Genomic DNA, 22,997 nt, shown 5'->3' on the forward strand with positions numbered 1-22,997 from the left:
AGTTGGGGTACATCTCGAGTCCGAGAGCCCCGCCTCGGCGGCCAAAGGTGCACTAGAACGGTCTGTGCAGTCGGGTCATCCCGAGAATCCGCGCCACGCGCCCGGCCCGGCGTGCAGCGGCGTGCGAAGCGTGCGCTGGCTGCGCTGCCACGCCGACTGGGTGGGGCCGTTCGTCGCATCCGCCTCCGCGGCCAGCTCGTCGAGCGCGGCGTGCAGCACCGCGGTGACGGCGGCGACATCCCCCGCGGTCGCCCCGGACGAGACGATGCGCAGGTCGAGCGGCTCCGCGCTCACAGCGGGATGTTCCCGTGCTTCTTCGGCGGCAGGCTCGCGCGCTTCGTGCGCAGCGCCCGAAGCGCCTTCGTGACGGCGACGCGGGTGGCCGCCGGCTCGATCACACCGTCGAGTTCGCCGCGCTCCGCGGCCAGGAACGGGGATGCCACGTTGTAGGTGTATTCGTTCGCGAGGCGGGTGCGCACCGCCGCGACATCCTCGCCGGCCGCCTCGGCGGCCTTGATCTCGCCGCGGTAGAGGATATTGACGGCGCCCTGCCCACCCATGACGGCGATCTCGGCGGTGGGCCAGGCGTAGTTGAGGTCGGCGCCCATCTGCTTCGAGCCCATCACGATGTAGGCGCCGCCGTAGGCCTTGCGCGTGATGACGGTCACCAGCGGCACGGTCGCCTCGGCGTAGGCGTAGAGCAGTTTGGCGCCTCGACGGATGACACCGGTCCACTCCTGGTCGGTGCCCGGCAGGTAGCCCGGCACGTCGACGAGGGTGAGGATCGGGATGTTGAACGCGTCGCAGAAGCGCAGGAAGCGCGCGGCCTTCTCGCCCGCCTCGATGTTGAGCGTGCCGGCCATGGACTTCGGCTGATTGGCGATCACGCCGACGGTGCGGCCCTCCACCCGGCCGAAGCCGACCACGATGTTCGGGGCGAACAGCGGCTGGATCTCCAAGAAGTCACCGCCGTCGACGATGTGCTCGATGATCTGGATGACGTCGTAGGGCTGGTTCGGACTGTCCGGCACGATCGCGTTGAGCTTGCGATCCTCGTCGGTGATCTCCAGCTCCACCTCGCTGGCGTACACCAGCGGCTCGGCGAGGTTGTTGTCGGGCAGGAAACCGATCAACGTGCGCACGTAGTCGAGGGCGTCATCCTCGTCGCTGGCCAGGTAGTGCGAGACGCCCGAGACGGTGTTGTGCGTGAGTGCGCCGCCGAGCTCCTCCATGCCGACGTCTTCGCCGGTCACGGTCTTGATCACGTCGGGACCGGTCACGAACATCTGCGAGGTCTTGTCGACCATGATCACGAAGTCGGTGAGGGCGGGCGAATAGACTGCGCCGCCGGCGGCCGGGCCCATGATGATCGAGATCTGGGGGATCACACCCGAGGCCTGGGTGTTCCGGCGGAAGATCTCGCCGTACTTGCCGAGGGCGACGACGCCCTCCTGGATGCGGGCGCCGCCCGAGTCGAGCATGCCGATGATCGGCACGCCGGTCTTCATCGCGTGCTCCATGACCTTGATGATCTTCTCGCCGGCCACTTCGCCGAGCGACCCACCGAAGATCGTGAAGTCCTGCGAGTACACCGCGACCTGTCGGCCGTGGATCGTGCCGAGACCGGTGACGACGGCATCGCCGTACGGACGGTTCTTCTCCATGCCGAAGGCGTGGGTGCGGTGCCGCACGAACTCGTCGAGCTCAACGAAGGAGCCGTGGTCGAGCAGTTCGTTGATGCGCTCGCGCGCCGTCTTCTTGCCCTTGGCGTGCTGCTTCTGGATCGCGGCCTCGCCGCTGGCGGTCACGGCCTCGTGGTACCGCACCTTGAGGTCGGCGATGCGGCCGGCGGTGGTCGACAGGTCGGGAACGTGTTCTTCGGCACTCACGCTGACACTGTACCGTCACGCCCCGCGCGTACCGGTGACGCCGGGCTCGCTCAGGGGCGCGCGAAGGCGTCCGCGGTCGCGAAGAGATAGTTGCGACGTTCGAGCGTCACGCGTTCCGCGGGACTCCATCCGCCATCCGTCCAGGTGTACATGCCGTACTCGGGCCAACGGGCGCGCAGCTCATCGGCGAACTGGTTGGCATCGCGACCGTAGCGGGCCAGGTGACGGTCCTCGATCTCGAGCAGGAGGCTCGGCCGGTCGCGGTCGATCGTCTCGGCGGCACCCTCGATGACGGACGGCTCGAATCCCTCCACGTCGATCTTGATGAACGACACCCGGGGCGTACCCTCGATCCGGTTCACCTCGTCGACCGTGGTGACGGGCGTGAGCCAGGTGCGGAAGCGGCGCTTGGGATCGGCCGCAGCACCCGCGGCGACGTGGGCGTGCCCGTAGATCGGGAACAGCAGGTGATACGGCAGCCGCATGCTCTGCTCGCCCACCTCCGATCCCACGGCGGCCGCGTGCACGTCGACCTGCCGCAGCCCGAGCATGCGCCGCAGAAACCGCAGCTGCGACTGCTGCCGAGGATGCGGCTCGAAGGCGTGCACGCGCCCGCCGGGGCCCACCAGGCGGGCGACCGGCAGCGTGTACATGCCGTGTGCAGCACCCACGTCGAAGACATGATCACCGGGCCGGATCACGGCCTCGAGTCCGCGAATCTCCGGCTCCGCCCAGTCGATGCGGGTGGCCATGCGCATGATGGCGTGGGCGATGCGCGGCCTCAGGGGCGACGGCTCCAGAAGGAGTGGAACCTGGTCGGCGTCTGTCGTCACTGGTTCATCCTCGTTCGGACCGGGGGAGGTGCCTGCCGCCCTTATCGTAGTGGCAACCATGACGGTCCTAGCCTTGTAGGCATGGACCTTCCGCGCAGCCGAGCCGTCGCCCCAGCCCTCGAAGTGCTCGACGAGATCGGCTCCACCAATGCGGAGCTCGCCACCCGTGCCGACCCCGACGAGTTCACGGTGCTCGTCACCACGAATCAGACGACCGGTCGGGGGCGCCTGGACCGACGCTGGGTCGCACCGGCGGGCACGTCGCTCGCCGTCTCGGTGCTGCTGCCGCGCCCGGCGGCGGCGGGGCTCGGGTGGGTGCCGCTGCTGACGGGGCTCGCGATGCGGCGGGCGGTGGCATCCCTGGTCCCCGGTCCTGTGGCGCTCAAATGGCCGAACGACGTGCACGTGGGCGGGCGTAAGATCTCGGGGATCCTCGCCGAGCTCGTGCCGGGCGGTGTGGTGGTCGGCGCGGGACTGAACCTCACCATGACGCTCGACCAGTTGCCGACCCCGACGGCCACATCGCTGACGCTCGAAGGCGCCGACCCGTCGGAACTCGCCGATCGAGCGCTCGCTGCGTACCTCCTCGAGCTGCGATCGCTCGCGACGCAATTGTCGACGGATGCCCCGGCCCTGCGCGCCGCGGTCGCCGACGGCTGCGACACCCTCGGTCGTCAGGTGCGCGTCGAGCTGCCGGGCGGTGACGAGTTGCGCGGCACCGCCATCCGGATGGACGAGCTCGGTCGGCTCGTCGTGCTCACCACCGGCGGCGAAGCGGTGGTCGCCGCGGGAGACATCACGCATCTTCGCCTCGACGACACCGGCGTCCGCTAGGGTGCAGCGCGTGAGAATCTCGGTGATCGGTTGCGGCTACCTCGGCGCGGTCCACGCGGCGTGCATGGCCGACCTCGGCCATGACGTGATCGGCATCGACGTGGATGCGGCGAAGGTGCAATCCCTCTCCGCCGGTCGGGCCCCGTTCTTCGAGCCCGGCCTGCCTGAGCTGCTCGAGCGCTCCCTTGAGAGCGGCCGGCTTCGGTTCAGCACCGAGATGGCGGCCGCTGCCGGCGCTGCGGTGCACTTCGTCGCCGTGGGAACGCCGCAGCAGGCGGACAGCTACGCCGCGGACCTGCGCTACGTCGATGCGGCCTTCGAGGCGCTGGTTGCGGTGCTGTCGCCCGGCGACCTGGTGGTCGGCAAGTCGACGGTGCCGGTCGGCACGGCTGCGCGACTTGCGGAACTCGTCGAGGGCGCGGGGGCGCGCCTGGCATGGAATCCGGAGTTCCTCCGCGAGGGCTTCGCGGTGAAGGACACGCTGTCGCCGGATCGGCTCGTCTACGGCGTGCGCGGCGGCGACGAGGCATCGGTCGCCGATCTGGACTCCGTGTACGCCGCGGCGCTCGCCGCCGATACCCCGCGCGTGGTCACCGACTTCGCGACCGCGGAGCTGGTCAAGGTCGCGGCGAACGCGTTCCTCGCCACCAAGATCTCCTTCATCAACGCGATGGCCGAGGTCGCGGAGGCGACCGGGGCCGACGTGACCCAACTCGCCGACGCGATCGGCTACGACGCCCGCATCGGTCGCCGCTTCCTCAACGCCGGGCTCGGATTCGGCGGCGGCTGCCTGCCGAAGGACATCCGCGGCTTCATGGCTCGTGCGGAGGAGCTCGGTGTCGACCAGGCCCTCGAGTTCCTGCGCGAGGTGGACGCGATCAACCTCCGGCGACGCGAGCGCATGGTGGACCTCGCCAAGGAGGTGTGCGGCGGAGCGGTCGACGGCAAGCGCATCGCGGTGCTCGGCCTGGCGTTCAAGCCCGATTCCGACGACGTGCGCGACTCGCCCGCCCTCGATGTCGCAGCGCGGCTCGCAGAACTCGGAGCCGAGGTCATCGCCACCGACCCCGAGGCGATCGAGACCTCTCGGCGACTGCGGCCGGGACTGCACTATGTGGAGTCCGCGGAGGCGGCCGTGACCGGGGCGGATGCCGTGCTGCTGCTCACCGAATGGAAGCAGTACCGCGACCTCGACCCCGAGCGCCTCGGGTCACTCGTCGCGGTGCGCGCGATCCTCGACGGCCGCAACTGCCTCGATCCTGCGCAGTGGCGCGCGGCCGGATGGACGTATCGGGCGCTCGGCCGACCGTAGCGGCATCGAACGGCTCGGGTGGAAGACCCACGACCGGTAGAACAGGAAGCGGAAGGCCGTTCCGAGGGCGAGCCCGACCACGTTGCCGGCGATGTTGTCGGCGAGCACCGAGGTGAACCCGAGCACGTAGTGCGAGATCCACAGGCAGGCGAGGGTGATCAGCATCCCTCCGACGCTGACCAGCGCGAACTCGACGCCCTCGCGCACGACCTGCTCGCGGCGGGTCGCGCCGAAGGTCCAGTACCGGTTGCCGACCCAGTTCGCGAGGATCGCCAGGCTGGTCGAGATGACCTTGGCGATCACCGGGCCGCCGTGCACGAGGTCCGGGGCGAAGACCGTGGCCCTCAGCAGGTTGAACACCGCCACGTCGATCACGAGCCCGATCAGGCCGACCGCTCCGAACCTGCCCAGCTGTGCGAGCAGCTGGCGCATGGCGACTCCTGGGTGAACGAGAATGGGGGTGAGCGGCCCAAGTGTAGCCGCCCCGCCATGGCGCGATGCTGAGCGGGTCCAGAGCACCAGGAGTCCGGATGTCACGAACCGTCGCAGTCCTCGGTGGCGGCCAGCTCGCCCGCATGATGATCCCGCCCGCCGTCGAGCTCGGCATCGATCTGCGGGTGCTCTCCGCGCAGGGCGGGGACTCGGCGGCACTGGCGACGACCGCGGTCGGCGACCACCGCGATCCGCAGACCGTGCTCGAGTTCGCCGCGGGGGCCGACGCGGTGACCTTCGACCATGAGCACGTTCCGCAGGAGGTGCTGCACGCCATGCTCGCCGCCGGCCTCGCCGTGCGCCCCGGGCCGGATGCGCTGCTCTACGCCCAGGACAAGCTCGCGATGCGAGCGCGCCTGAGCGAGCTGGGGCTGCCCGTGCCCGAGTGGGCGGCGATCGCGAGCCCCGCCGATCTCGACGGGTTCCTGGCCGAGCACGGGGGAGCAGCCGTCGTGAAGACGCCCCGCGGAGGATACGACGGCAAGGGCGTACGGCTCGTGCACTCCGCGGACGAGGTCGCCGACTGGTTCGCCGCGGGGCAGACGCTGCTCGCGGAGGAGGTCGTGGAGTACCGCCGCGAGCTCGCGCAGCTCGTCGCTCGACGACCCAGCGGCGACATCGTCGCCTGGCAGGTCGTCGAGACCGTGCAGCGGGACGGGGTCTGCGTCGAGGTGATCGCTCCCGCCCCGGACTCGTCGGGACGCCTCGGCGAGGTCGCGCGCGAGGTCGCCGCGACGATCGCCAGGGAGCTCGGCGTCACCGGTGTGCTCGCCGTCGAGCTGTTCGAGACGACCGACGAGCGCATCCTCGTCAACGAGCTCGCGATGCGTCCGCACAACAGTGGCCACTGGACGATCGAGGGCGCGGTCACCAGCCAGTTCGAGCAGCACCTGCGCGCGGTGCTCGACCTGCCCCTCGGGTCCACGGATGCCCGCCAGCCCTACGCCGTCATGGTCAACGTGCTCGGCGGGCCGGATGACCCGGCCAGTCGCTACGCGGCGGCGCTCGCCGACCAGCCGGACGCCAAGCTGCACTTCTACGGCAAGAGCGCGCGCCCCGGACGCAAGGTCGGCCACGTCACCGCCGTCGGCGACGACCTCGACGACGTGGTGTTCCGGGCGCGCGCCGCAGCGGCGTTCTTTGAGGTTTGAGCCATACCCTTGGTGAGTGCCTGAACCCCTCGTCGCCGTCGTCATGGGCTCCGACTCCGACTGGAGCGTGATGTCCGATGCTGCCGCTGCGCTGACGGAGTTCGGCATCGAGCACGAGGTCTCCGTGGTGTCGGCCCACCGCAGCCCCGAGCGGATGATCGGCTTCGGCAAGGAAGCGGCTGGCCGCGGCATCCGCGTCATCATCGCCGGTGCCGGGGGTGCCGCGCACCTGCCGGGCATGCTCGCCTCGGTCACGACACTGCCGGTCATCGGCGTGCCCGTGCCGCTGAAGACGCTCGACGGCCTCGATTCGCTGCTGTCGATCGTGCAGATGCCCGCAGGCATCCCGGTCGCGACCGTCTCGATCGGGGGTGCGCGCAACGCGGGCATCCTCGCCGCTCGCATCATCGGCTCGGGGGATGCCGCGATCACCGCCAGACTCGCGGACTTCGCCCGGGGCCTCGAGGCCCTCGTGGACGAAAAGGATGCGGCGCTGAAGCGGTCGTTGTGAGCGCCACGAACCCCGTCCGGTATCCGGACACGAACGCACCGGCACTCATGACCAAGCGGGCCTGGTGGCTCGTCGTGCTCAACGTGCTGATCCCCGGCAGCGCGCAGCTGCTCGCAGGCAACCGGCGCCTCGGGCGTTTCGGCGTCGCATCGACCTTCGTGCTCTGGGGTCTCGCGATCATCGCGGTGCTGCTCTACTTCCTCAACCGCACCATCCTCCTGACGGTGCTGAGCACGACGATCGGTCTCTGGGCGGTGACGGCGCTGCTGCTCTTCTACGCCGTGCTGTGGGTCGTGCTCACGCTCGACACGCTGCGGCTCGTGCGGTTCGTGCGAGTGCCCCCACGGGGCAGAGCTGCGGTCGCCGGGGTCGCCATCCTCGCTCTGGTGGTGGCCGGCGGCGGTGCGTCCTATGGCGCCTATCTCGCCACCACGGCCAACACCTTCATCACCGACGTGTTCGTCACCGCTCCGCCCGAGCCCCCCGTGGACGGGCGATACAACATCCTGCTGCTCGGCGGCGACGCCGGCCCGGATCGCGACGGCCTTCGGCCGGACAGCATCACCGTGGTGAGCGTCGACGCCGAAACGGGCGCGGCGACGATGATCGGGCTTCCGCGCAACCTGGAGTACTTCCCCTTCGTGGAGGGCTCGCCGCTCGCCGCCGAGTATCCGAACGGTTACGGCTGGGACGGCTGCGAGGTCGATGTCTGTCTCTTGAACTCCGTCTACACCGAGGTCGAACTCATCAGCCCCGAGATGTACCCTGACGCCGCCGCGCAGGGCAGCCAGCCGGGCATCGAGGGCATGCGCGATGCCGTCGAGGGGATCACCGGCCTGACCATCCAGTACTACGCCCTCATCGACATGCAGGGATTCTCAGACCTCATCAACGCGCTCGGCGGGGTCACGATCAACGTCGAGACGGCGGTGCCCGTGCACACCGACGAGACCTTCAGCGAGGTCGCGTACTACATCGGCCCGGGTGTGGTGCAGATGGACGGCTACACGGCGCTCTGGTACGCGCGATCCCGCCACGACACCACGGACTACGACCGCATGGCCCGTCAGCGTCAGCTGCAGCAGGCGATCCTCGAGCAGTTCAACCCGGCCAACGTGCTCGCGAAGTTCCAGTCGATCGCGCAGGCGAGTTCGCAGGTGGTGCGCACGGACATCCCGCAGGCGACCCTCGGGTACTTCGTGGAACTCGCGTCGAAGACGCGTGAACTGCCGATCACCGATGTCGAGCTCGTTCCGGCCAACGGTGTCGAACCCGAGGACCCCGACTACGCGTACATCCGGGAGCTCGTGGCCGCGGCGGTGGCACCCGCCGCGGAGGACGAGCCGACCGGCTAAAGGTCGGCGTGCAGCTGCCAGATCTTCTCGGCGGCGCTGCGCCAGCTGAAGGCCCTCGCACGGTCTTCACCTGCGTAGCGAAGGTGCCGGGCCGAGGTCTCGTCCTCGAGGATCGCGCGCGCGGCATCCGCGAGTCGTTCGGGATAGCCCGGTGCACCCCGCTCGACGACGCTGGCCGCGCCCGCGGTGAGTTCGACGAGGGCCGGGGCGTCGGAGTGCACGACGGGGGTGCCGAGCGCGAGAGCGTCGAGCACGGGCATGCCGAAACCGACCTCGACGGCGGGGTGGATGAGCGCCGACGCCTGAGAGATGACCGCAGCGAGATCATGCGGGTCGTGGGTGACGAACTGATGCTCGGCGCCGGCGAACGGGTGGGCGGCGACCACCACGAGGGGGGCGGGCAGGGCGCTCGCGTGCGCGAGCAGTTCGCGGATCCCAGCACTCGTGCCCGGGCCATCGACCGCGACGAGGTATCGCTCGGGCAGCGATGCCCGCGCGAGCCGGTCTGCACTGTCTTCGGGGAGTTCGGCGGCCAGCGATTCGCCCCCGGGGATCACGCGAATGCGGTCCCCGAAGCCGAGGAACTCGTCCGCACGGGCGGCGACGGCGTGCGACGGCACGACGACCGCGTCCGCGTAGCGCTCGGCGCGCTTGGCGAGTGCGAGCTGTCTGCTCACCTCTCGGGGCGAGAGCGCCTCAGGGTCGGTCCAGGCCAGGGTGTCGTACAGCGTGACGACGACCTGCTCCTGGTCATTGAGTCGATCGTGGCGGGCGAGCGGGGCCATCAGGCTCGGTGCATGCAGCATCCCACCACCGGGCACGCGGGTGAAGCCGTGCTGCCAGGCCGCCGCGAGCTCGCGACGTGCCAAGGAACTCTTGTGAAGCATCCCAAGCCCGGGCAGCAGCGCACGAACGGCGTCGTAGTCGGACTCGGGGGAGGAGGGCACGAAGCCGTCGACGGTGCAGCCCGGCGGCGCGAAGCGGATCAGCGCACCGGCCACCTGGCCGGCGTACTGCGAGAGCTCGCCCCCTGCCGGGTCGAGCATCTCGTCGAGGATCACGCGCAGCGTCGTCATGTCCGCAGTGCTCCCGTCTCGAATGCCTCGCCGAGTGCAGCATGCCACGGTCGCATCGGTGCGAGTCCGATCTGGGCCCAGCGCGCATGCCCGAGCACGGAGAATGCCGGTCGCGGCGCCGGCCGGACGAACTCGGCGCTCGTCGTCGGTCGCACCCGATCGGGGTCGTGGCCGCCGAGCTCGAAGATCGCCCGCGCGAAGCCGTACCAGGTGGTCTCCCCGGCGTTGGTGCCGTGGTAGATCCCGGCTGGTGCTCCGGCATCGAGCATGGCGACGGTCTGCTGTGCGAGGTCGTGGGTCCACGTGGGTTGGCCGAGCTGGTCGTCGACGACCGAGACCGTCGGCCTCTCCTCTGCGAGGCGCAGCATGGTGCGCGCGAAGTTCGGCCCATCCTGGCCATAGAGCCACGCCGTGCGAACGATGAACGAGTCGGGATTCGCGGCCATCGTCAGCTCTTCGCCCTCGGCCTTCGTGCGGCCGTAGGCGGAGACGGGATGCCGCGGAGCGTCCTCCGCGTACGGCGCCGTCGCGCTTCCGTCGAAGACGTAGTCCGTCGAGAACTGCACGAACCGCGCCCCGGTCGCTGCGGTCGCTGCGGCGAGGTTCGCCGGCCCGAGCGCGTTGATGGCGCGAGCCTCGGCTTCGTGAGTCTCCGCGTCGTCGACCTTCGTATAGGCGGCAGCGTTGATCACGACGTCGACGCCGTCGACGGCCGCTCGCACGGCCTGCTCGTCTGTGACGTCGAGCGCGCGACGATCGAGGGCGATGACCTCGCGCCCCGCGAGCGCGCGCTGCAGATCATGGCCGAGCATGCCGCCCGCGCCGGTGATGAGGTATCGAGTCATGGGGGGCGTCAGCTCAGCGCCGCGCGCGCCTTCAGCGGTTCCCACCACGCACGGTTGTCGCGGTACCACTGCACGACGTCGGCGAGACCCTGCGTGAACGGCACCTGCGGCTCGTAGCCGAGCTCCGCCCGGATCTTCGAGATGTCGACGCTGTAGCGCAGGTCGTGACCGAGGCGGTCCTGCACCCGGTCGACGTACGACCAGTCCTTGCCCGTGGCATCCAGCAGCATCTCGGTGAGCTCCTTGTTGGTGAGCTCGGTGCCGCCGCCGATGTTGTAGATCTCGCCGGCGCGACCGCGCGTGAGCACCATCGCGATGCCGCGGGTGTGGTCATCGACGTGCAGCCAGTCCCGGATGTTGTTGCCCTCCCCGTAGAGCGGCACATGCTTGTCGTCGATGAGGTTGGTCACGAACAGCGGGATGACCTTCTCCGGGAAATGGTACGGACCGTAGTTGTTCGAGCACCGCGTGATCGAAAGGTTCATGCCGTGCGTGCGGTGGTAGCTGCGTGCGAGCAGGTCGCTGCCCGCCTTCGATGCGGAATAGGGGGAGTTCGGCTCGAGGGGCTGCTGCTCGTTCCACGAGCCCTCAGCGATCGAGCCGTACACCTCGTCGGTGGAGACGTGCACGAAGCGCTTGCCCCCCGCGCGCAGGGCGGCGTCGAGGAGGCGCTGGGTGCCGAGCACATTGGTCTCGACGAAGATGCCGGAGTCGCGCACCGAGCGGTCGACGTGGGACTCCGCAGCGAAATGCACGATCGAGTCGACGCCTGGCACGATCGTGTCGAGCAGCGCGGCGTCTCGGATGTCGCCGTGCACGAAGCTGTAGCGCGCCGACTCGGCAACCGGGGCGAGGTTCTCGAGGTTGCCCGAGTAGGTGAGCGCGTCGAGCACGACGACTTCGGCGCCCTCGAGGCCCGGGTAGGCATCCTGCAGGGTGCGGCGAACGAAGTTCGAGCCGATGAAGCCGGCGCCGCCGGTGACGAGGATCTTCATGGTCACTTCCGTTCGGAGGCAGGGAACTCCGCCTCGATGGTGCGACGAAGTGCTTCGTCCATGCTGAACTTCGGCCGGTAGCCGACGGCGTTCAGCCGATCGGTGTTGACGGTCGTGTCTGCAGCGAACTTGCGGATGCGGATCGCGCTGATCGGGAACGTGTGACCCGTGATCTTCCCGATCGCGTCGAGGACGTGCCCTGCGGCGAGGCCGACCGCGAGGGGCAGCCGCACTCGATCGCGCTCGGGCAGGTTCATGGAGCGACGGAGCACAGCAATGAGCTCGCGCGTGCTCAGGTCGGGCTTGTCGGCGTAGTTGGTCAGGTGCACGCCCGCGGGGGCCTCGAGCGCGTCTGCGAGGTACTCCACGATGTTGCCGACGTAGGACATCGACTTCCGATTGTCACCCTTGCCGATCATGATGAACCGGCGCGAAGAGACCTGCTTCGCGAGGGTGTAGACGTTGCCGCGGTTGCCTTCGCCGAACACGACCGAAGGTCGGACGATCGTCAGGGAACGCTCCGCGCCCCGCTCGGCCCACGTTCGGAACTCCCGCTCGGCGGCGAGTTTCGTGCGGCCGTACTCGTTGAACGGCTCTGGCGTGGTGTGCTCGTCGGCATCGCTCTTGTCGAGACCGTACACGGCGACGGTGCTGGTGAACACGACTCGCTCGATCCCCGCCGCTTCAACAGCCGCGATGATCGCGCGCGCGCCATCGATGTTCACCTCCTCGTAGAGGGAGAGGGGGGTGACATCATCCCGGTGTTCTGCCGCGAGGTGGATGACCGCGTCGTGGCCACGGGCCGCCGCCGTGAGTTGTTCGGCCGAGCGAACGTCACCGATCGTCGTGAACTGCCCGTAGCGCGGCGCGGGTACCCGATCGAAGTTCGTGAACGTGTGGCCACGGGCCGAGAGCACGTCGAGCAGTCGGCTGCCGATGAATCCGCTTCCGCCAACGACGAGTAGCTTCATCCCGCTCCTTCTGCTCGTCCGCGGCCCGGGAGGACCAACCGTTCAATTATCCACGCTTCGTCCGCGGGAGGCGCCGTCCCCCATTCGTCAGGTCCCACGAGGCGGCTGGCGCTAGTGTTATGCACTGGCGAACCGCCCCACGCGCAGACAAATGGAGGAACCGTGGCCAGCGAGAGCGTGCTCATCACCGGCGGCGCCGGGTTCATCGGCACCGCGCTCGCCCACCGACTCGTGGCCGATGGTCACCGGGTCCGGGTGCTCGACACGCTCTCATCCCAGGTTCACGGTGATGACCCCGCGAATACCTCACCGCTGCTTCAGGCGGTCTCCAAGGTCGCGGAAGTGCGTGTGGGTTCGGTGACGGATCGATCGATCGTGCAGGACGCACTCGAGGGTATCGACGTTGTCGTGCATCTGGCCGCGGAAACCGGCACCGGACAGTCGATGTACGAGATCGCTCGCTACGTCGAGGTGAACGCGGGAGGCACGGCGCTCTTGCTTGACGTGCTTGCAGCAGGCGAGCACACGGTTCGCAAGATCGTCGTTGCCTCCTCCCGCGCGATCTACGGGGAGGGCAAGTACCAGGACTCCACGGGGGCCGTCGTATACCCGGCGTTTCGTTCCGATGAGCAGCTCGCGGCGGGTCGTTTCGAGCTCGTCGATCCGCGGGATGGGAACGCAACACTCACGACTGTGCCGACCGACGAGGGCTCGCGCCTCAGCCCCTCCTCCGTCTACGGCATCACCAAGCTCACCCAAGAGCAACTCGTCCTGACCTCCGCTCCCACCGTGGGCGTTGCGGGCGTCGCGCTGCGGTATCAGAACGTCTACGGCCCGGGGCAATCGCTGCGCAACCCCTACACGGGCATCCTCTCCATCTTCTCCACGCTCATTCGGGAGGGATCCGAGATCAACATCTTCGAGGACGGGCTCGAGAGCCGGGACTTCGTCTTCATCGACGACGTCGTGGCCGCGACCCACGCAGCGATGTTCTCGCCTGCCGCGGACGGTCTTGCGATCAACGTCGGCAGCGGGGTCTCGACGACAGTGCTCGACGTCGTGGCCGAGTTGGAGCGGGCGTTCGAGCGGTCCGCGCGGGTTGTGGTCTCCGGCAACTACCGGCTCGGGGATATCAGGCACAATGTGGCGGATCTGACCCTCGCCGAGCGCGTGCTCGACTACCGACCGACCGTCACGTTTGCCGAGGGGATCGGCCGGTTCGTCGGCTGGGTCAAGGACACGCGTCTCGAGGCCGGTGCCTACGAGCGCTCGCTGGATGAGTTGCGCTCGAGGAGCCTCCTCAAGTGACCGGATCGAGGCCGGTGCTCCTCATCACGCCCAGCTTCTTCGGATACGAGCGCGACATCGCCCTCGCACTGGAGCGAAGGGGTCTTGGGGTGGACATGATCGATGAGCGTCCCTCCAACTCTGCCCTCATGAAGGCGCTTCTTCGGGTGCGTTCGAGTGCTCTCGGTCGCGCGACGGATCGCTACTACCGTCGCTTCGTCGACCAGGGGTACACGCGTGGGCGCCGACTCGTGATCGTGATCAAGGGAGAGGTGGTGCCGGCATGGTTCCTCGACGCCGTGCGCCGCGACTCGCCGGGCGCAGTCTTCGTCTTCTACACCTTCGACTCGCTCGCCAACAGCGCCAACTTCGTCTCGCTGCTTCCCGTGTTCGATCACCTTTTCAGTTTTCAGGCCGAGACAGGGGAGGTGGGAAGCAGGTTCAGGCTCAAGCACCTGTTCTATGGTCCGGAGTTCTCGCCGTTGGGAGACGCGGATACGAGACGCTATGGGATCGCGTTCGTCGGCACGGTGCACTCCGACCGATACAGGTTCGTCAAGCGCATCGTCGCCGCGTTCGGCTCGAGCTTCGTGTACTTCTACGTGCAGGCTCGCTGGTACTTCCGGGTGCGTCGCCTCACCAGTGCGCGTTACCGGGAGATCCCCGAGAAGGACGTTCGCTTCGACAAGCTCAGCCGGTCGGCGGTCGCCGAGGTCTTCCGCAACTCGCTGGCGGTCCTCGACATGCAGCACGAGCAGCAGACCGGCCTCACCATGCGCACGTTCGAGGTGATCGCGTCTGGGGCGTATCTCGTGACGACCAACGCCTTCGTCGCGCTGACGCCTCTCGCAGACACCGGGCGGGTGATCGTTGTGCCGCCGCTGCCGACGGAGCACGACATCCGCGAACTCACCGAAAGGCTCGCCGAGCTTCCTGTGCCCACGTCCGCACCCGAGGGCTTCGCTCAGTTCAGTGTGGACGCGTGGGTCGACGAGTTCGTGATGCTCATGCCGGGGGAGGTTCCGACATGATCTCCGTGGCACTGTGCACCCACAACGGCGAGCGGTACTTGGCCGCCCAACTGAGGAGCATTCTCGAACAGAGCCACCCGCCGGGCGAAATCGTGCTGTCCGACGACGCGTCGACCGACGGGACGGTCGCCCTCGCGGAGGCGATCGTTGCGCAGCACGGTCGCGAGGTCGACTTGCGCGTCATCCGCAACGAGACCGCGCTCGGGGTGACCGCCAACTTCCAGCAAGCCATCTCCGCCACCACGGGCGAACTCATTGCGCTGAGTGACCAGGACGACATCTGGCGGCGCGACCGGCTGGAACTCATGTCCGCACGCTTTGACACCCGTCCAGAACTCCTCTTGCTGCACGGCGACGCCCGTCTGGTCGATGGCAACGGCGAGCCTCTCGGCGTCTCCGTCCTCGACGCCCTCGAAGCGAACGCGTGGGAGCGGCAGACGATCGCGAGTGGTCGCGCGTACGAGGTGTTCCTTCGCAGGAATCTCGCTGTCGGTGCGACCACCCTCTTCCGTCGCAGCCTTCTGGCCGCAGCCGTTCCCTTCCCGAGTGGCTGGGTTCACGACGAGTGGTTGGCGATCATCGCCGCGGCGAGCGGGTCGGGCACCGTGGACTACATGACCGAAGCCCTCGTCGACTACCGCCAGCACGGCGGCAACCAGATCGGCGCGCGCAAGCTCTCCTTCGCCGGGAAGGTCCGACGCGTCATGGAACCCCGGCGCGCGCGCAACCAGCGGCTGGTCACCGCCTTCGACGCATTGGCGGATCGTCTGAGGGAGCTTCCCGTAACGGCCGAAGTGCTTGCGATGGGGCGAGCGAAGGCCGAGCACGAGCACGTTCGAAACGGCCTTCCCGAAGGCAGACTGCGACGGATCGTCCCCATCGCGCGGGAGGTCCGCGCCGGAAGATACTCGCGTTACGGTCGCGGCCTGCCAGACATCGTGCGGGATCTCGTGCAGCCGGTCGACTGACCCCGGCGGATAGGATGAGACGTGCACATTCGTGAGCTGTCGATCCCGGACTCTTACGAGATCACTCCGACTCAGCACCGTGATGATCGCGGCGCGTTTCTTGAGTGGTATCGGTTCGATCGGCTCGAGGAATTCATCGGTCACCCACTTGAGTTGAGGCAGGCGAACGCGTCGATCTCGAAGCGAGGCGTCGTTCGCGGCATCCACTTCGCGGATGTGCCCCGAGGCCAGGCGAAGTACATCACGGCCACCCACGGGGTCGTCCTCGATTTCGTCGTCGACATTCGGGTGGGCTCGCCGATGTTCGGTGAGTGGGACTCGGTCCTGCTCGACACGGTGGACCGCAGAGCGGTCTACATCGCCGAAGGGCTGGGGCATGCCTTCGTGGCGCTCACCGACAACGCCGCCATCAGCTATCTCGTGAGCGATGTCTACAACCCCGTCTCGGAGCATGCGATCAACCCACTCGACCCGGACGTCGCCCTTGACTTCCGACTCGCAGACGGCAGTACGTTGCTCTCGCCGAAAGATGCCTCGGCGCCCTCGCTGCGTGAACTCGAAGCAGCAGGGTCGCTACCCACCTGGTCGGGGATGCGTTCCTACTACGACAGCCTTCGCCGGGACGCGGTCTGATGCGCGGCATCATCCTCGCCGGCGGCAGCGGAACTCGGCTCTGGCCGATCACCAAGGGCATCTCGAAGCAGCTCATGCCGATCTACGACAAGCCGATGATCTACTACCCGCTGTCGACGCTCATGAGCGCGGGCATCCGCGAGATTCTCATAATTACCACTCCCGACGATCAGGATTCGTTCCGCCGATTGCTCGGCGATGGCAGCGATCTCGGAGTCTCTCTTACATATGCGGCACAGCCCTCCCCGGACGGTCTCGCGCAGGCCTTCATCATCGGGGAGAGCTTCATCGGTGATGAGAAGGTTGCACTCGTTCTCGGTGACAACATCTTCCATGGGGTGGGTCTCGGGTCGAACCTGCGCACCTTCACCGACCTCGATGGCGCCCTGATCTTCGCGTACCAGGTGGCCAACCCGCGCGCCTACGGTGTGGTCGAGTTCGACGCGGATCTGCGCGCCGTCTCGATCGAGGAGAAGCCCGAGCATCCACGTAGCAACTACGCGGTGCCAGGGTTGTACTTCTACGACAACGCGGTCGTCGAAGTGGCGAAGTCGATTACCCCGAGCGCCCGCGGCGAACTCGAGATCTCCACCGTCAACGAGCACTACCTCAACGCACGCGCCCTCCACGTGCAGGTGCTCGATCGCGGCACGGCGTGGCTCGACACCGGCACCTTCGAGTCGATGGTGCAGGCGAGCGAATTCGTGCGGGTGATCGAGGATCGACAGGGCTACAAGATCGGCTGCGTCGAGGAGATCGCCTGGCGTGCCGGGTGGATCTCGGATGAGAAGCTCGCCTCGCTGGCCGCCCCACTGACCAAGAGCGGTTATGGCACCTACCTGCATCGACTGCTCTCGGAGCGGTGATGACGCGCGTACTGGTCATCACCGGAGATCCGCTCGGCGCTCGCATGGCCGGGCCGGGCATTCGTTCGTGGAACATCGCGCGCGTGCTTTCGAGCGAGAACGAGGTGGTGCTGATGACCACGACCCGCCTCGAGTCGGTTGACGCCCCGTTCCGAGTCGAACTTGTTCGCCCTGGTGAGGATGCCGCGTTCGACACCCTGCACGACTGGGCCGACGTTGTGGTGTTCCAGGGCCACGCACTTGACCAGTTCGACGCACTCAGGACGAGTCAGAAGGTGCTTGTCGCAGACATCTACGACCCCATGCACCTGGAGATGCTTGAGCAGGGTCGCGAGCTCGGGCTCTCCACATGGAACCTGCGTGTGAGCACTGCAACGCGCGTGCTCAACGACCAGCTCGCGCTCGCGGACTACTTCCTCTGCGCGTCCGAGCGCCAACGCTTGTTCTACCTCGGTCAGCTCGCGGGCCTCAGGCGGATCACTCCAGCGACCTATGGCAACGACCCGCACCTACGCGGCCTGCTCGATGTCGCACCGTTCGGATTGCCTGCGGAGTTGCCCGTGCACGAGCGCGCCGCGATCAAGGGCGTCGTGCCCGGAATCAATGCAGGGGATCGTCTGCTCATCTGGGGTGGCGGAATCTACAGTTGGTTTGACCCGAAGTCGCTCATTCGCGCGGTTTCTGCCCTCTCCAAGCGTCGCCCTGATCTTCGCTTGTTCTTCCTCGGCACGAAGCACCCCGGGGTGGACGAAATGGGCATCGTACGCGAGTCCTTCGATCTCGCTCGGGAGCTCGGGGTGCTGGACTCCGCCGTGTTCTTCAACCAGACGTGGGTCGAGTACGCCGATCGCCAGAACCACCTCGTGGAAGCCGACGCCGGGGTCAGCACCCACATGTCGCACCTCGAGACGACGTTCTCCTTTCGAACCCGCATCCTCGACTACCTGTGGGCAGGATTGCCGATGGTTGTCACCGATGGTGACGCCTTCGCGGAGCTTGTGGAGGCGGAGGGCCTCGGCCTCGTTGTACCTGCGGAGGATGTCGCGGCTCTCGAGTCCGCGATCGACCGAGTGCTGTACGACGAAGAGTTCGCGGCGAGCACCCGGCGCAACGTCGAGCGAGTGCGGGAGGATTTCGTCTGGGAACGCGCGCTCGCGCCTCTTGTCGAGTTCGTGCGAGCGCCCCGGCGAGCGGCCGACCAGACTGACGGTCGGTCGGTTCAGCACGCCGGGAGACGACGCAAGCCGTACGGAGTTGGCCACGATCTCCGGATGTTCTGGCACTACCTTCGCGCGGAGGGCGCTCGCGGGGCGCTGCGCCGGGTGACCGCGCGGATGCGTCGGAACTGAGTCGGCGACGGTGCAAGGGTTTGCTCAGACCGCCTGCAACCTTGGAGCGGGTGTTTCGCGGGTCCCGGTAGGCTCGTGGACATGAGAGTGCTCGTCGCCGTCCCGGCGCTGAATGAGTCGGCGGTCATCGGGGGTGTGCTGGATTCGCTCTCGCAGGTCCATCCCCTCACCGACGTCGTCATCGTCGACGACGGGTCGCGTGACAACACGGCGCAGATAGCCAAGGAGGCGGGGGCGCGAGTTGTTGAGCACGCGATCAACCTGGGCGTCGGCGCAGCGATGGGGACGGCATTCAAGTATGCGGTGCGCAATGGCTACGACGCCGTCATCCAGTTCGACGGGGACGGTCAGCACCGGCCAGAGCACATCCAGGAACTCGTGGCCGCGCTCGGCGAAGCGGACATCGTGATCGGGAGCCGTTTCGCTGACGGCGGGAGCTACAAGTCTTCGGCGGCGCGTCGAGGCGTGCAGAGGTTCATCGCTCGCGTGGTCTCTGTGTACGCCCGGACCAGGCTTACCGATGCAACGAGCGGGTTCCGAATCGCGGGGCCTCGGGCCGTCGCGGTCTTCGCGGAGCATTACCCCGTGGAGTGGCTCGGCGACACGGTCGAGTCGATCGTGCTCGCGACGCGGCAGGACCTGACCGTGCATGAGATCCCCGTTGCCATGAATGAGCGGGCCGGTGGCGTGCCATCCCAGTCTGTGTTCCGCGCAACGCTCTACACCGCGCGGATTCTGTTCATCCTCGGACTCGCGAGCATCAGAAGCGTCCCCCCACAACTGCGGACCCTGCGGGGGCGCAAGCACAAGGAGGTGGCGGCATGACGCCGCAGATTCTCGCGATTCTCATGGCGGTGGTCCTGCTCATCGCCGTGCTGCTCCTCCTGCGGTCGTACGTTCTCCCCGAGAAGTACGCGGTGATCTGGCTCGTCGCTTCGGTCGCCGCCATCGTGCTCTCGGCGTGGCCGGGTCTCATCGACGCGATCAGCAGGTTCTTCGGGATCGCGCAGCCGATCAACCTCCTGTTTGTGGGCGCTTTTTTCGTAGTGTTCTTGCTCCTTATGCAGATCAGCCTCGAGCTCGCGCGCACCAGAGACGAACTCCGGCGGGTTGTGCAGAGACTCGCCCTCGATGTCGAGAAGGCATCCAAGGACAATGACGCCTGACCGACGGTCGGCCAGCCGCCTGATCAAGCCGCTGAGCCGTTTCCGCTGGATCTTCCTCGCACCGATTCTCGCGTTCGTCGCGCTCGGGGCGTGGGCATTCGCCTCGCCCATCGGCGCTGGCCCTGACGACGACTATCACCTCGTCAGCATCTGGTGCGCCAACGGTGGCAGCGACCAATGCGAACCGGGCACGGAGGAGAACTCCCGCATCGTACCTTCGGCGTTCCGCGAGCTCACATGCTACGTGCAGGTCGAAGAGCGCAGTGCGGCCTGCCAAGACTCGGTCTGGCCGACGTGGGATGGGGATCCCTGGGAGACCACGCGGGGAAACTTCGGCGGCGAGTACCCGCCCGTCTATTACGCGACCATGCGCCTCTTCGCCGGTGGGGACATCCAAACCAGTGCGCTGGTGATGCGACTGATCAATGCTGCGCTGTTCGTCGGGCTGGCGACGGCTCTCGCGGTGCTGCTACCCGATGCGCGCCGCCGCACGCTCCTGTGGGGCTGGTTGGTCACACTCGTGCCGTTGGGGATGTTCCTCATCCCGTCGAACAATCCCAGCGGCTGGGCGATCACGGGGATTGGCACCGCCTTCCTCGCCTTGTTGGGTTGGTTCGAGACCGACGGCCGACGGCGCTGGGCGCTCGGCGCCCTGTACCTCGTGGGCCTCGTCATGGCAGCGGGCGCCCGAGGGGATGCTGCGGTGTACGCGGTCGGAGCGACCGTCACCGTCCTGCTCCTCACAGCGGTGAGGACCCGGGCGTGGGCGTTTTCGGCGATCCTGCCAGCGGCCGGACTCGTGGTCGCGCTCGTGCTGTTCGCGAGCGCCGGACAGGCTGGCGTCGGCGCGAGCGGCTTCAGCGGCGGTGGCACGGCGACGATGCCACTTGAGGGTGACGGTGGCGACGAGATGCCTCTGAGCGGGTTCGCGCTGGCGGCATACAACCTCCTGATGCTCCCCTTCCTCTGGACCGGCGTGTGGGGAACCTGGGGTCTCGGCTGGTTCGACACGCAACTGCCGGCGATCGTGCCTTGGTCGGCCACCGCGGCCTTCATCGTCGTCGCATTCGCGGGTCTCGGTCTCCTCACCTGGCGCAAGGCGATCGCGACCTCCGGAGTGCTCTTCGTGCTCGTCGCCCTCCCCACGTATGTGCTCACCGTCGGTGGAGACAAGGTCGGGGCACAGCTCCAGCCCCGTTACCTGCTGCCCTTGATCGTGTTGTTCGCGTTTCTCCTCTTAACCGAAACCGTCCAGGGGCGGCTGCGTTTCACCCGGGTGCAGACGTTCGCAATCCTCGGCGCGCTCGCGATCGCCAATTTCGTCGCGCTCCAAGTGAACATCCGTCGGTACGTCACCGGGGCGGATGAGCAGGGCCTCAACCTCGATGTCGGAGCCGAATGGTGGTGGACGGGATTCCCGCTGGGGCCGAGCGCAGTTTGGATCGTCGGCGCTGTCGCCTATGCGGGGTTGCTTGCCATTCTCTGGCCGCGACTCAGGGCGACCGATGAGCTGGCCCGGCGGGGCTGATCCGGTCTAGCTCGCGTCGATTCCCGCGAGCGCGATCCATCGGCGAAGGTTGATGAGGCGCCAGTGCGAACGGCCGCCCCAACGGATCTCCGCCTCAGAGAGGCCACCCGTGAGGGTGGCGGTGCGTCCGGCGCGCAAGAACGGGATCGGGTGCGCGGGGTCGATCGGCAGCGCTCCGAGCCGCTCCTGCCACTGCCGCTCCGGGGTTTCGAAGCCGACCTTGTCGCGGCGATCGATGATCGCGTCCGGAACCCAACCGCGCACGGCGTCGCGCAGGATCCGCTTCGACGTGCCATCGGTGCCGATGAGATAGTCCTCGGGCAGAGTCAGCACGAACTCGGTCAGTGCCCGGTCCAGGAACGGTACGCGGCTCTCGATCGAGAATCGCATGGAGTTGCGATCGCCATGCCTCAACAGGGCGGGCAGCCCATATCCCATCATCGTGCTGCGGAGGTGGGCCTTGAGGCGAGAACCGCGCACAGACCCGAGGCTCAAGGCGGGAAAGCCTGTCTCGACTCCGCGCTCTCGGAGCTTCGCTGTGTCGAGCATGGGCGATGCCAGCGGGCGGCGGACGCGATGGCGCACCGCCAACGGCGCGAACTGGGCGGCCGATTCGACGAGCATCGCTGCTCGTCGCCGATCTGGCCACTCTCCCCATCCACGCACGAACTTCGCGGCGGTGCCCCACTTCCCGGTCTCGATGAGCGTCTGCATGCGCTGAGCGGGGTAGCCCGAGTATCCAGCGAAGATCTCGTCGCCACCCTGGCCGTCGAGCGTGACGATGACGTTGTGCTCACGCGCGAGTTTGAACACTCGATACTGGGCGTAGATGCTCGTGCCGCCGAATGGTTCGCCCTGGCTCAGAATGAGGTCATCGAGGTCGTGCTGTAAATCGCCGGGGGCCGCCTCGACGGTGTGGGAGGTCGAGCGGGTCGCCTCAACCACGAGCGCCACCCACTCGTGTTCTGAGCGCGCGAACCCGGGAGCGATGTAGCTGAACGTGTTGATCGGGAGATCCGGTTCGAGATGCCGAACCGCGCCGACGATCGCCGACGAATCGATACCGCCCGACAGGGCGATGCCCAGTGGGACGTCGCTGCGGAGGTTTCGCTTGACCGAATCGAGGAAGAGCTCCCGCACGGTCTGGGTGGCATCCTCATAGGAACCGTCGAAGGTCGTTGCCACCGGCGGCCACCAGTAGCGCACCGGTTCGCCGAGGCGGCCGGTGACGGTGTCGATGACGAGGTAGTGACCGGGACGCAATTGCTTGACGCCGTCGACGAACGTACGTTCGCTGTGGTCGTACGTGCCCCACTGCAAGTAATCGACAGCGGCCTGCCAGTCCAGCTTGGGGTGGGGAACCGCGATCTCGAAGATGCCCGACATCTCGCTGCAGAATCCGATGCGATCACCGCGATCGGTGTACAGCAACGGCTTGATGCCGTACGGGTCGCGCGCAAGGGTCACCGTACGCTCCACGGTGTCGAGGATCGCGATTGCGAACATCCCCTCGAGCCGGTCCAGCACCCCGACGCCCCAGCGCGCCCAACCTTTCAGCAGCACCTCGGTGTCGCCGTCCGAGACGAACGTCTCTCCGAGTTCGCGGAGCGACTCGCGGATCTCGACGTAGTTCGTGATCTCGCCGTTGTAGCTGATGGTGAACCGAGCATCAGGAAGCGTCATCGGCTGGTGCCCAGCCGGGCTCAGGTCCAGGATCGCGAGGCGCACCAGGCCGAGGTCGACCCGAGCCGACGACGATGGGTCGTTCCAGGCGAACTCTCCGAGGTCGTCAGGCCCGCGGTGCCGGATCGCGTCGAGCCCAGCGCGCAGTCGAACACCGTCTGAGGACGCGCCGGTACGAGACCAGCTTCCGGCGATTCCGCACATACGATTGCCCTAACGTCG

23 protein-coding genes are annotated in these 22,997 nt (G+C 67.5%); 14 read left to right on the plus strand and 9 right to left on the minus strand.

The features are described 5' to 3' along the window. Nucleotides 1-75: 75 nt before the first annotated feature. Genes PYV02_RS08560 through PYV02_RS08570 form a run of 3 tightly spaced genes read right to left on the minus strand, consistent with a single transcriptional unit; the run spans nucleotide 76 to nucleotide 2,722 of the window. Complete coding sequence (locus tag PYV02_RS08560) at nucleotides 76-294, minus strand: acyl-CoA carboxylase subunit epsilon (protein WP_275758148.1); 219 nt, start codon at nucleotides 292-294, stop codon at nucleotides 76-78. Next, nucleotides 291-1,889, minus strand: a complete 1,599-nt coding sequence (locus PYV02_RS08565; protein ID WP_275758150.1) for an acyl-CoA carboxylase subunit beta — start codon at nucleotides 1,887-1,889, stop codon at nucleotides 291-293. Before PYV02_RS08565 ends, PYV02_RS08560 begins: the two co-directional genes overlap by 4 nt. A gap of 50 nt (nucleotides 1,890-1,939) precedes the next feature. Then, nucleotides 1,940-2,722 (minus strand): FkbM family methyltransferase, encoded by a 783-nt coding sequence (locus PYV02_RS08570; RefSeq protein ID WP_275758151.1) that lies wholly within the window; start codon nucleotides 2,720-2,722, stop codon nucleotides 1,940-1,942. Nucleotides 2,723-2,803: 81 nt separating this feature from the next. Between PYV02_RS08570 and PYV02_RS08575 the strand changes: the two genes are divergently transcribed. After that, nucleotides 2,804-3,556, plus strand: coding sequence for a biotin--[acetyl-CoA-carboxylase] ligase (locus PYV02_RS08575; protein ID WP_275758153.1), 753 nt, complete (start codon nucleotides 2,804-2,806; stop codon nucleotides 3,554-3,556). A gap of 10 nt (nucleotides 3,557-3,566) precedes the next feature. Beyond that, nucleotides 3,567-4,868 carry a UDP-glucose dehydrogenase family protein gene (locus PYV02_RS08580; RefSeq protein ID WP_275758155.1) on the plus strand — a complete coding sequence of 434 codons (1,302 nt, stop codon included), beginning with the start codon at nucleotides 3,567-3,569 and terminating at the stop codon, nucleotides 4,866-4,868. Here the strand turns inward: PYV02_RS08580 and PYV02_RS08585 are convergent. Continuing rightward, entirely contained in the window at nucleotides 4,767-5,300 is a 534-nt protein-coding gene (locus tag PYV02_RS08585; RefSeq protein ID WP_275758157.1) for a GtrA family protein, read from the minus strand. The two genes, PYV02_RS08580 and PYV02_RS08585, sit on opposite strands and share 102 nt — an antisense overlap. Before the next feature lie 98 nt (nucleotides 5,301-5,398). Here PYV02_RS08585 and PYV02_RS08590 point away from each other — a divergent pair, with 98 nt between their 5' ends. From PYV02_RS08590 to PYV02_RS08600, 3 genes are read left to right on the plus strand one after another with little or no spacing between them, the layout of a single operon-like run. Continuing rightward, complete coding sequence (locus PYV02_RS08590) at nucleotides 5,399-6,511, plus strand: 5-(carboxyamino)imidazole ribonucleotide synthase (protein ID WP_275758159.1); 1,113 nt, start codon at nucleotides 5,399-5,401, stop codon at nucleotides 6,509-6,511. A gap of 43 nt (nucleotides 6,512-6,554) precedes the next feature. Beyond that, nucleotides 6,555-7,022 carry a 5-(carboxyamino)imidazole ribonucleotide mutase gene (gene purE / locus PYV02_RS08595; RefSeq protein WP_275758704.1) on the plus strand — a complete coding sequence of 156 codons (468 nt, stop codon included), beginning with the start codon at nucleotides 6,555-6,557 and terminating at the stop codon, nucleotides 7,020-7,022. Beyond that, nucleotides 7,019-8,377: an LCP family protein gene (locus tag PYV02_RS08600; RefSeq protein WP_275758161.1), complete on the plus strand. Its 1,359-nt coding sequence runs from the start codon at nucleotides 7,019-7,021 to the stop codon at nucleotides 8,375-8,377. Before purE ends, PYV02_RS08600 begins: the two co-directional genes overlap by 4 nt. Here PYV02_RS08600 and PYV02_RS08605 read toward each other — a convergent pair. Genes PYV02_RS08605 through PYV02_RS08620 form a run of 4 tightly spaced genes read right to left on the minus strand, consistent with a single transcriptional unit; the run spans nucleotide 8,374 to nucleotide 12,264 of the window. Then, a complete protein-coding gene (locus PYV02_RS08605; protein ID WP_275758164.1) occupies nucleotides 8,374-9,453 on the minus strand; it encodes a glycosyltransferase in 1,080 nt (359 codons plus the stop codon). The genes PYV02_RS08600 and PYV02_RS08605 overlap by 4 nt on opposite strands. Further along, complete coding sequence (rfbD, locus tag PYV02_RS08610) at nucleotides 9,450-10,298, minus strand: dTDP-4-dehydrorhamnose reductase (protein WP_275758165.1); 849 nt, start codon at nucleotides 10,296-10,298, stop codon at nucleotides 9,450-9,452. The genes PYV02_RS08605 and rfbD overlap by 4 nt, the downstream gene beginning before the upstream one ends. Nucleotides 10,299-10,306: 8 nt before the next feature. Further along, nucleotides 10,307-11,293, minus strand: coding sequence for a dTDP-glucose 4,6-dehydratase (gene rfbB / locus PYV02_RS08615; RefSeq protein WP_275758167.1), 987 nt, complete (start codon nucleotides 11,291-11,293; stop codon nucleotides 10,307-10,309). 2 nt (nucleotides 11,294-11,295) lie between these two features. Then, entirely contained in the window at nucleotides 11,296-12,264 is a 969-nt protein-coding gene (locus PYV02_RS08620; protein ID WP_275758169.1) for an NAD-dependent epimerase/dehydratase family protein, read from the minus strand. A 162-nt stretch (nucleotides 12,265-12,426) separates the two neighbouring features. Here PYV02_RS08620 and PYV02_RS08625 point away from each other — a divergent pair, with 162 nt between their 5' ends. From PYV02_RS08625 to PYV02_RS08665, 9 genes are all read left to right on the plus strand, one after another. Then, nucleotides 12,427-13,572 carry an NAD-dependent epimerase/dehydratase family protein gene (locus PYV02_RS08625; protein WP_275758170.1) on the plus strand — a complete coding sequence of 382 codons (1,146 nt, stop codon included), beginning with the start codon at nucleotides 12,427-12,429 and terminating at the stop codon, nucleotides 13,570-13,572. Beyond that, nucleotides 13,569-14,582, plus strand: coding sequence for a WaaS/CpsH family glycosyltransferase (locus tag PYV02_RS08630; protein ID WP_275758172.1), 1,014 nt, complete (start codon nucleotides 13,569-13,571; stop codon nucleotides 14,580-14,582). The genes PYV02_RS08625 and PYV02_RS08630 overlap by 4 nt, the downstream gene beginning before the upstream one ends. Next, nucleotides 14,579-15,550: a glycosyltransferase family 2 protein gene (locus PYV02_RS08635; RefSeq protein ID WP_275758173.1), complete on the plus strand. Its 972-nt coding sequence runs from the start codon at nucleotides 14,579-14,581 to the stop codon at nucleotides 15,548-15,550. Before PYV02_RS08630 ends, PYV02_RS08635 begins: the two co-directional genes overlap by 4 nt. 21 nt (nucleotides 15,551-15,571) lie before the next feature. Then, a complete protein-coding gene (locus tag PYV02_RS08640) occupies nucleotides 15,572-16,183 on the plus strand; it encodes a dTDP-4-dehydrorhamnose 3,5-epimerase family protein (RefSeq protein WP_275758175.1) in 612 nt (203 codons plus the stop codon). Further along, nucleotides 16,183-17,049: a glucose-1-phosphate thymidylyltransferase RfbA gene (gene rfbA, locus PYV02_RS08645; RefSeq protein ID WP_275758177.1), complete on the plus strand. Its 867-nt coding sequence runs from the start codon at nucleotides 16,183-16,185 to the stop codon at nucleotides 17,047-17,049. Before PYV02_RS08640 ends, rfbA begins: the two co-directional genes overlap by 1 nt. After that, complete coding sequence (locus PYV02_RS08650; RefSeq protein ID WP_275758179.1) at nucleotides 17,049-18,398, plus strand: glycosyltransferase; 1,350 nt, start codon at nucleotides 17,049-17,051, stop codon at nucleotides 18,396-18,398. Before rfbA ends, PYV02_RS08650 begins: the two co-directional genes overlap by 1 nt. An 81-nt stretch (nucleotides 18,399-18,479) precedes the next feature. Then, nucleotides 18,480-19,223, plus strand: coding sequence for a glycosyltransferase family 2 protein (locus PYV02_RS08655; protein WP_275758181.1), 744 nt, complete (start codon nucleotides 18,480-18,482; stop codon nucleotides 19,221-19,223). Continuing rightward, entirely contained in the window at nucleotides 19,220-19,564 is a 345-nt protein-coding gene (locus tag PYV02_RS08660) for a DUF2304 domain-containing protein (RefSeq protein WP_275758183.1), read from the plus strand. The genes PYV02_RS08655 and PYV02_RS08660 overlap by 4 nt, the downstream gene beginning before the upstream one ends. Beyond that, nucleotides 19,554-21,092, plus strand: coding sequence for a DUF2142 domain-containing protein (locus PYV02_RS08665; protein WP_275758185.1), 1,539 nt, complete (start codon nucleotides 19,554-19,556; stop codon nucleotides 21,090-21,092). Before PYV02_RS08660 ends, PYV02_RS08665 begins: the two co-directional genes overlap by 11 nt. 6 nt (nucleotides 21,093-21,098) lie before the next feature. Here PYV02_RS08665 and asnB read toward each other — a convergent pair whose 3' ends face one another. Further along, on the minus strand, nucleotides 21,099-22,979 hold the full coding sequence (asnB, locus tag PYV02_RS08670; RefSeq protein WP_275758188.1) for an asparagine synthase (glutamine-hydrolyzing): 1,881 nt from the start codon (nucleotides 22,977-22,979) through the stop codon (nucleotides 21,099-21,101). Between the last annotated feature and the right edge of the window lie 18 nt (nucleotides 22,980-22,997).

It is taken from the genome of Antiquaquibacter metalliresistens, from assembly GCF_029211225.1.
Classification (GTDB): Bacteria; Actinomycetota; Actinomycetes; order Actinomycetales; family Microbacteriaceae; genus Rhodoglobus; species Rhodoglobus metalliresistens.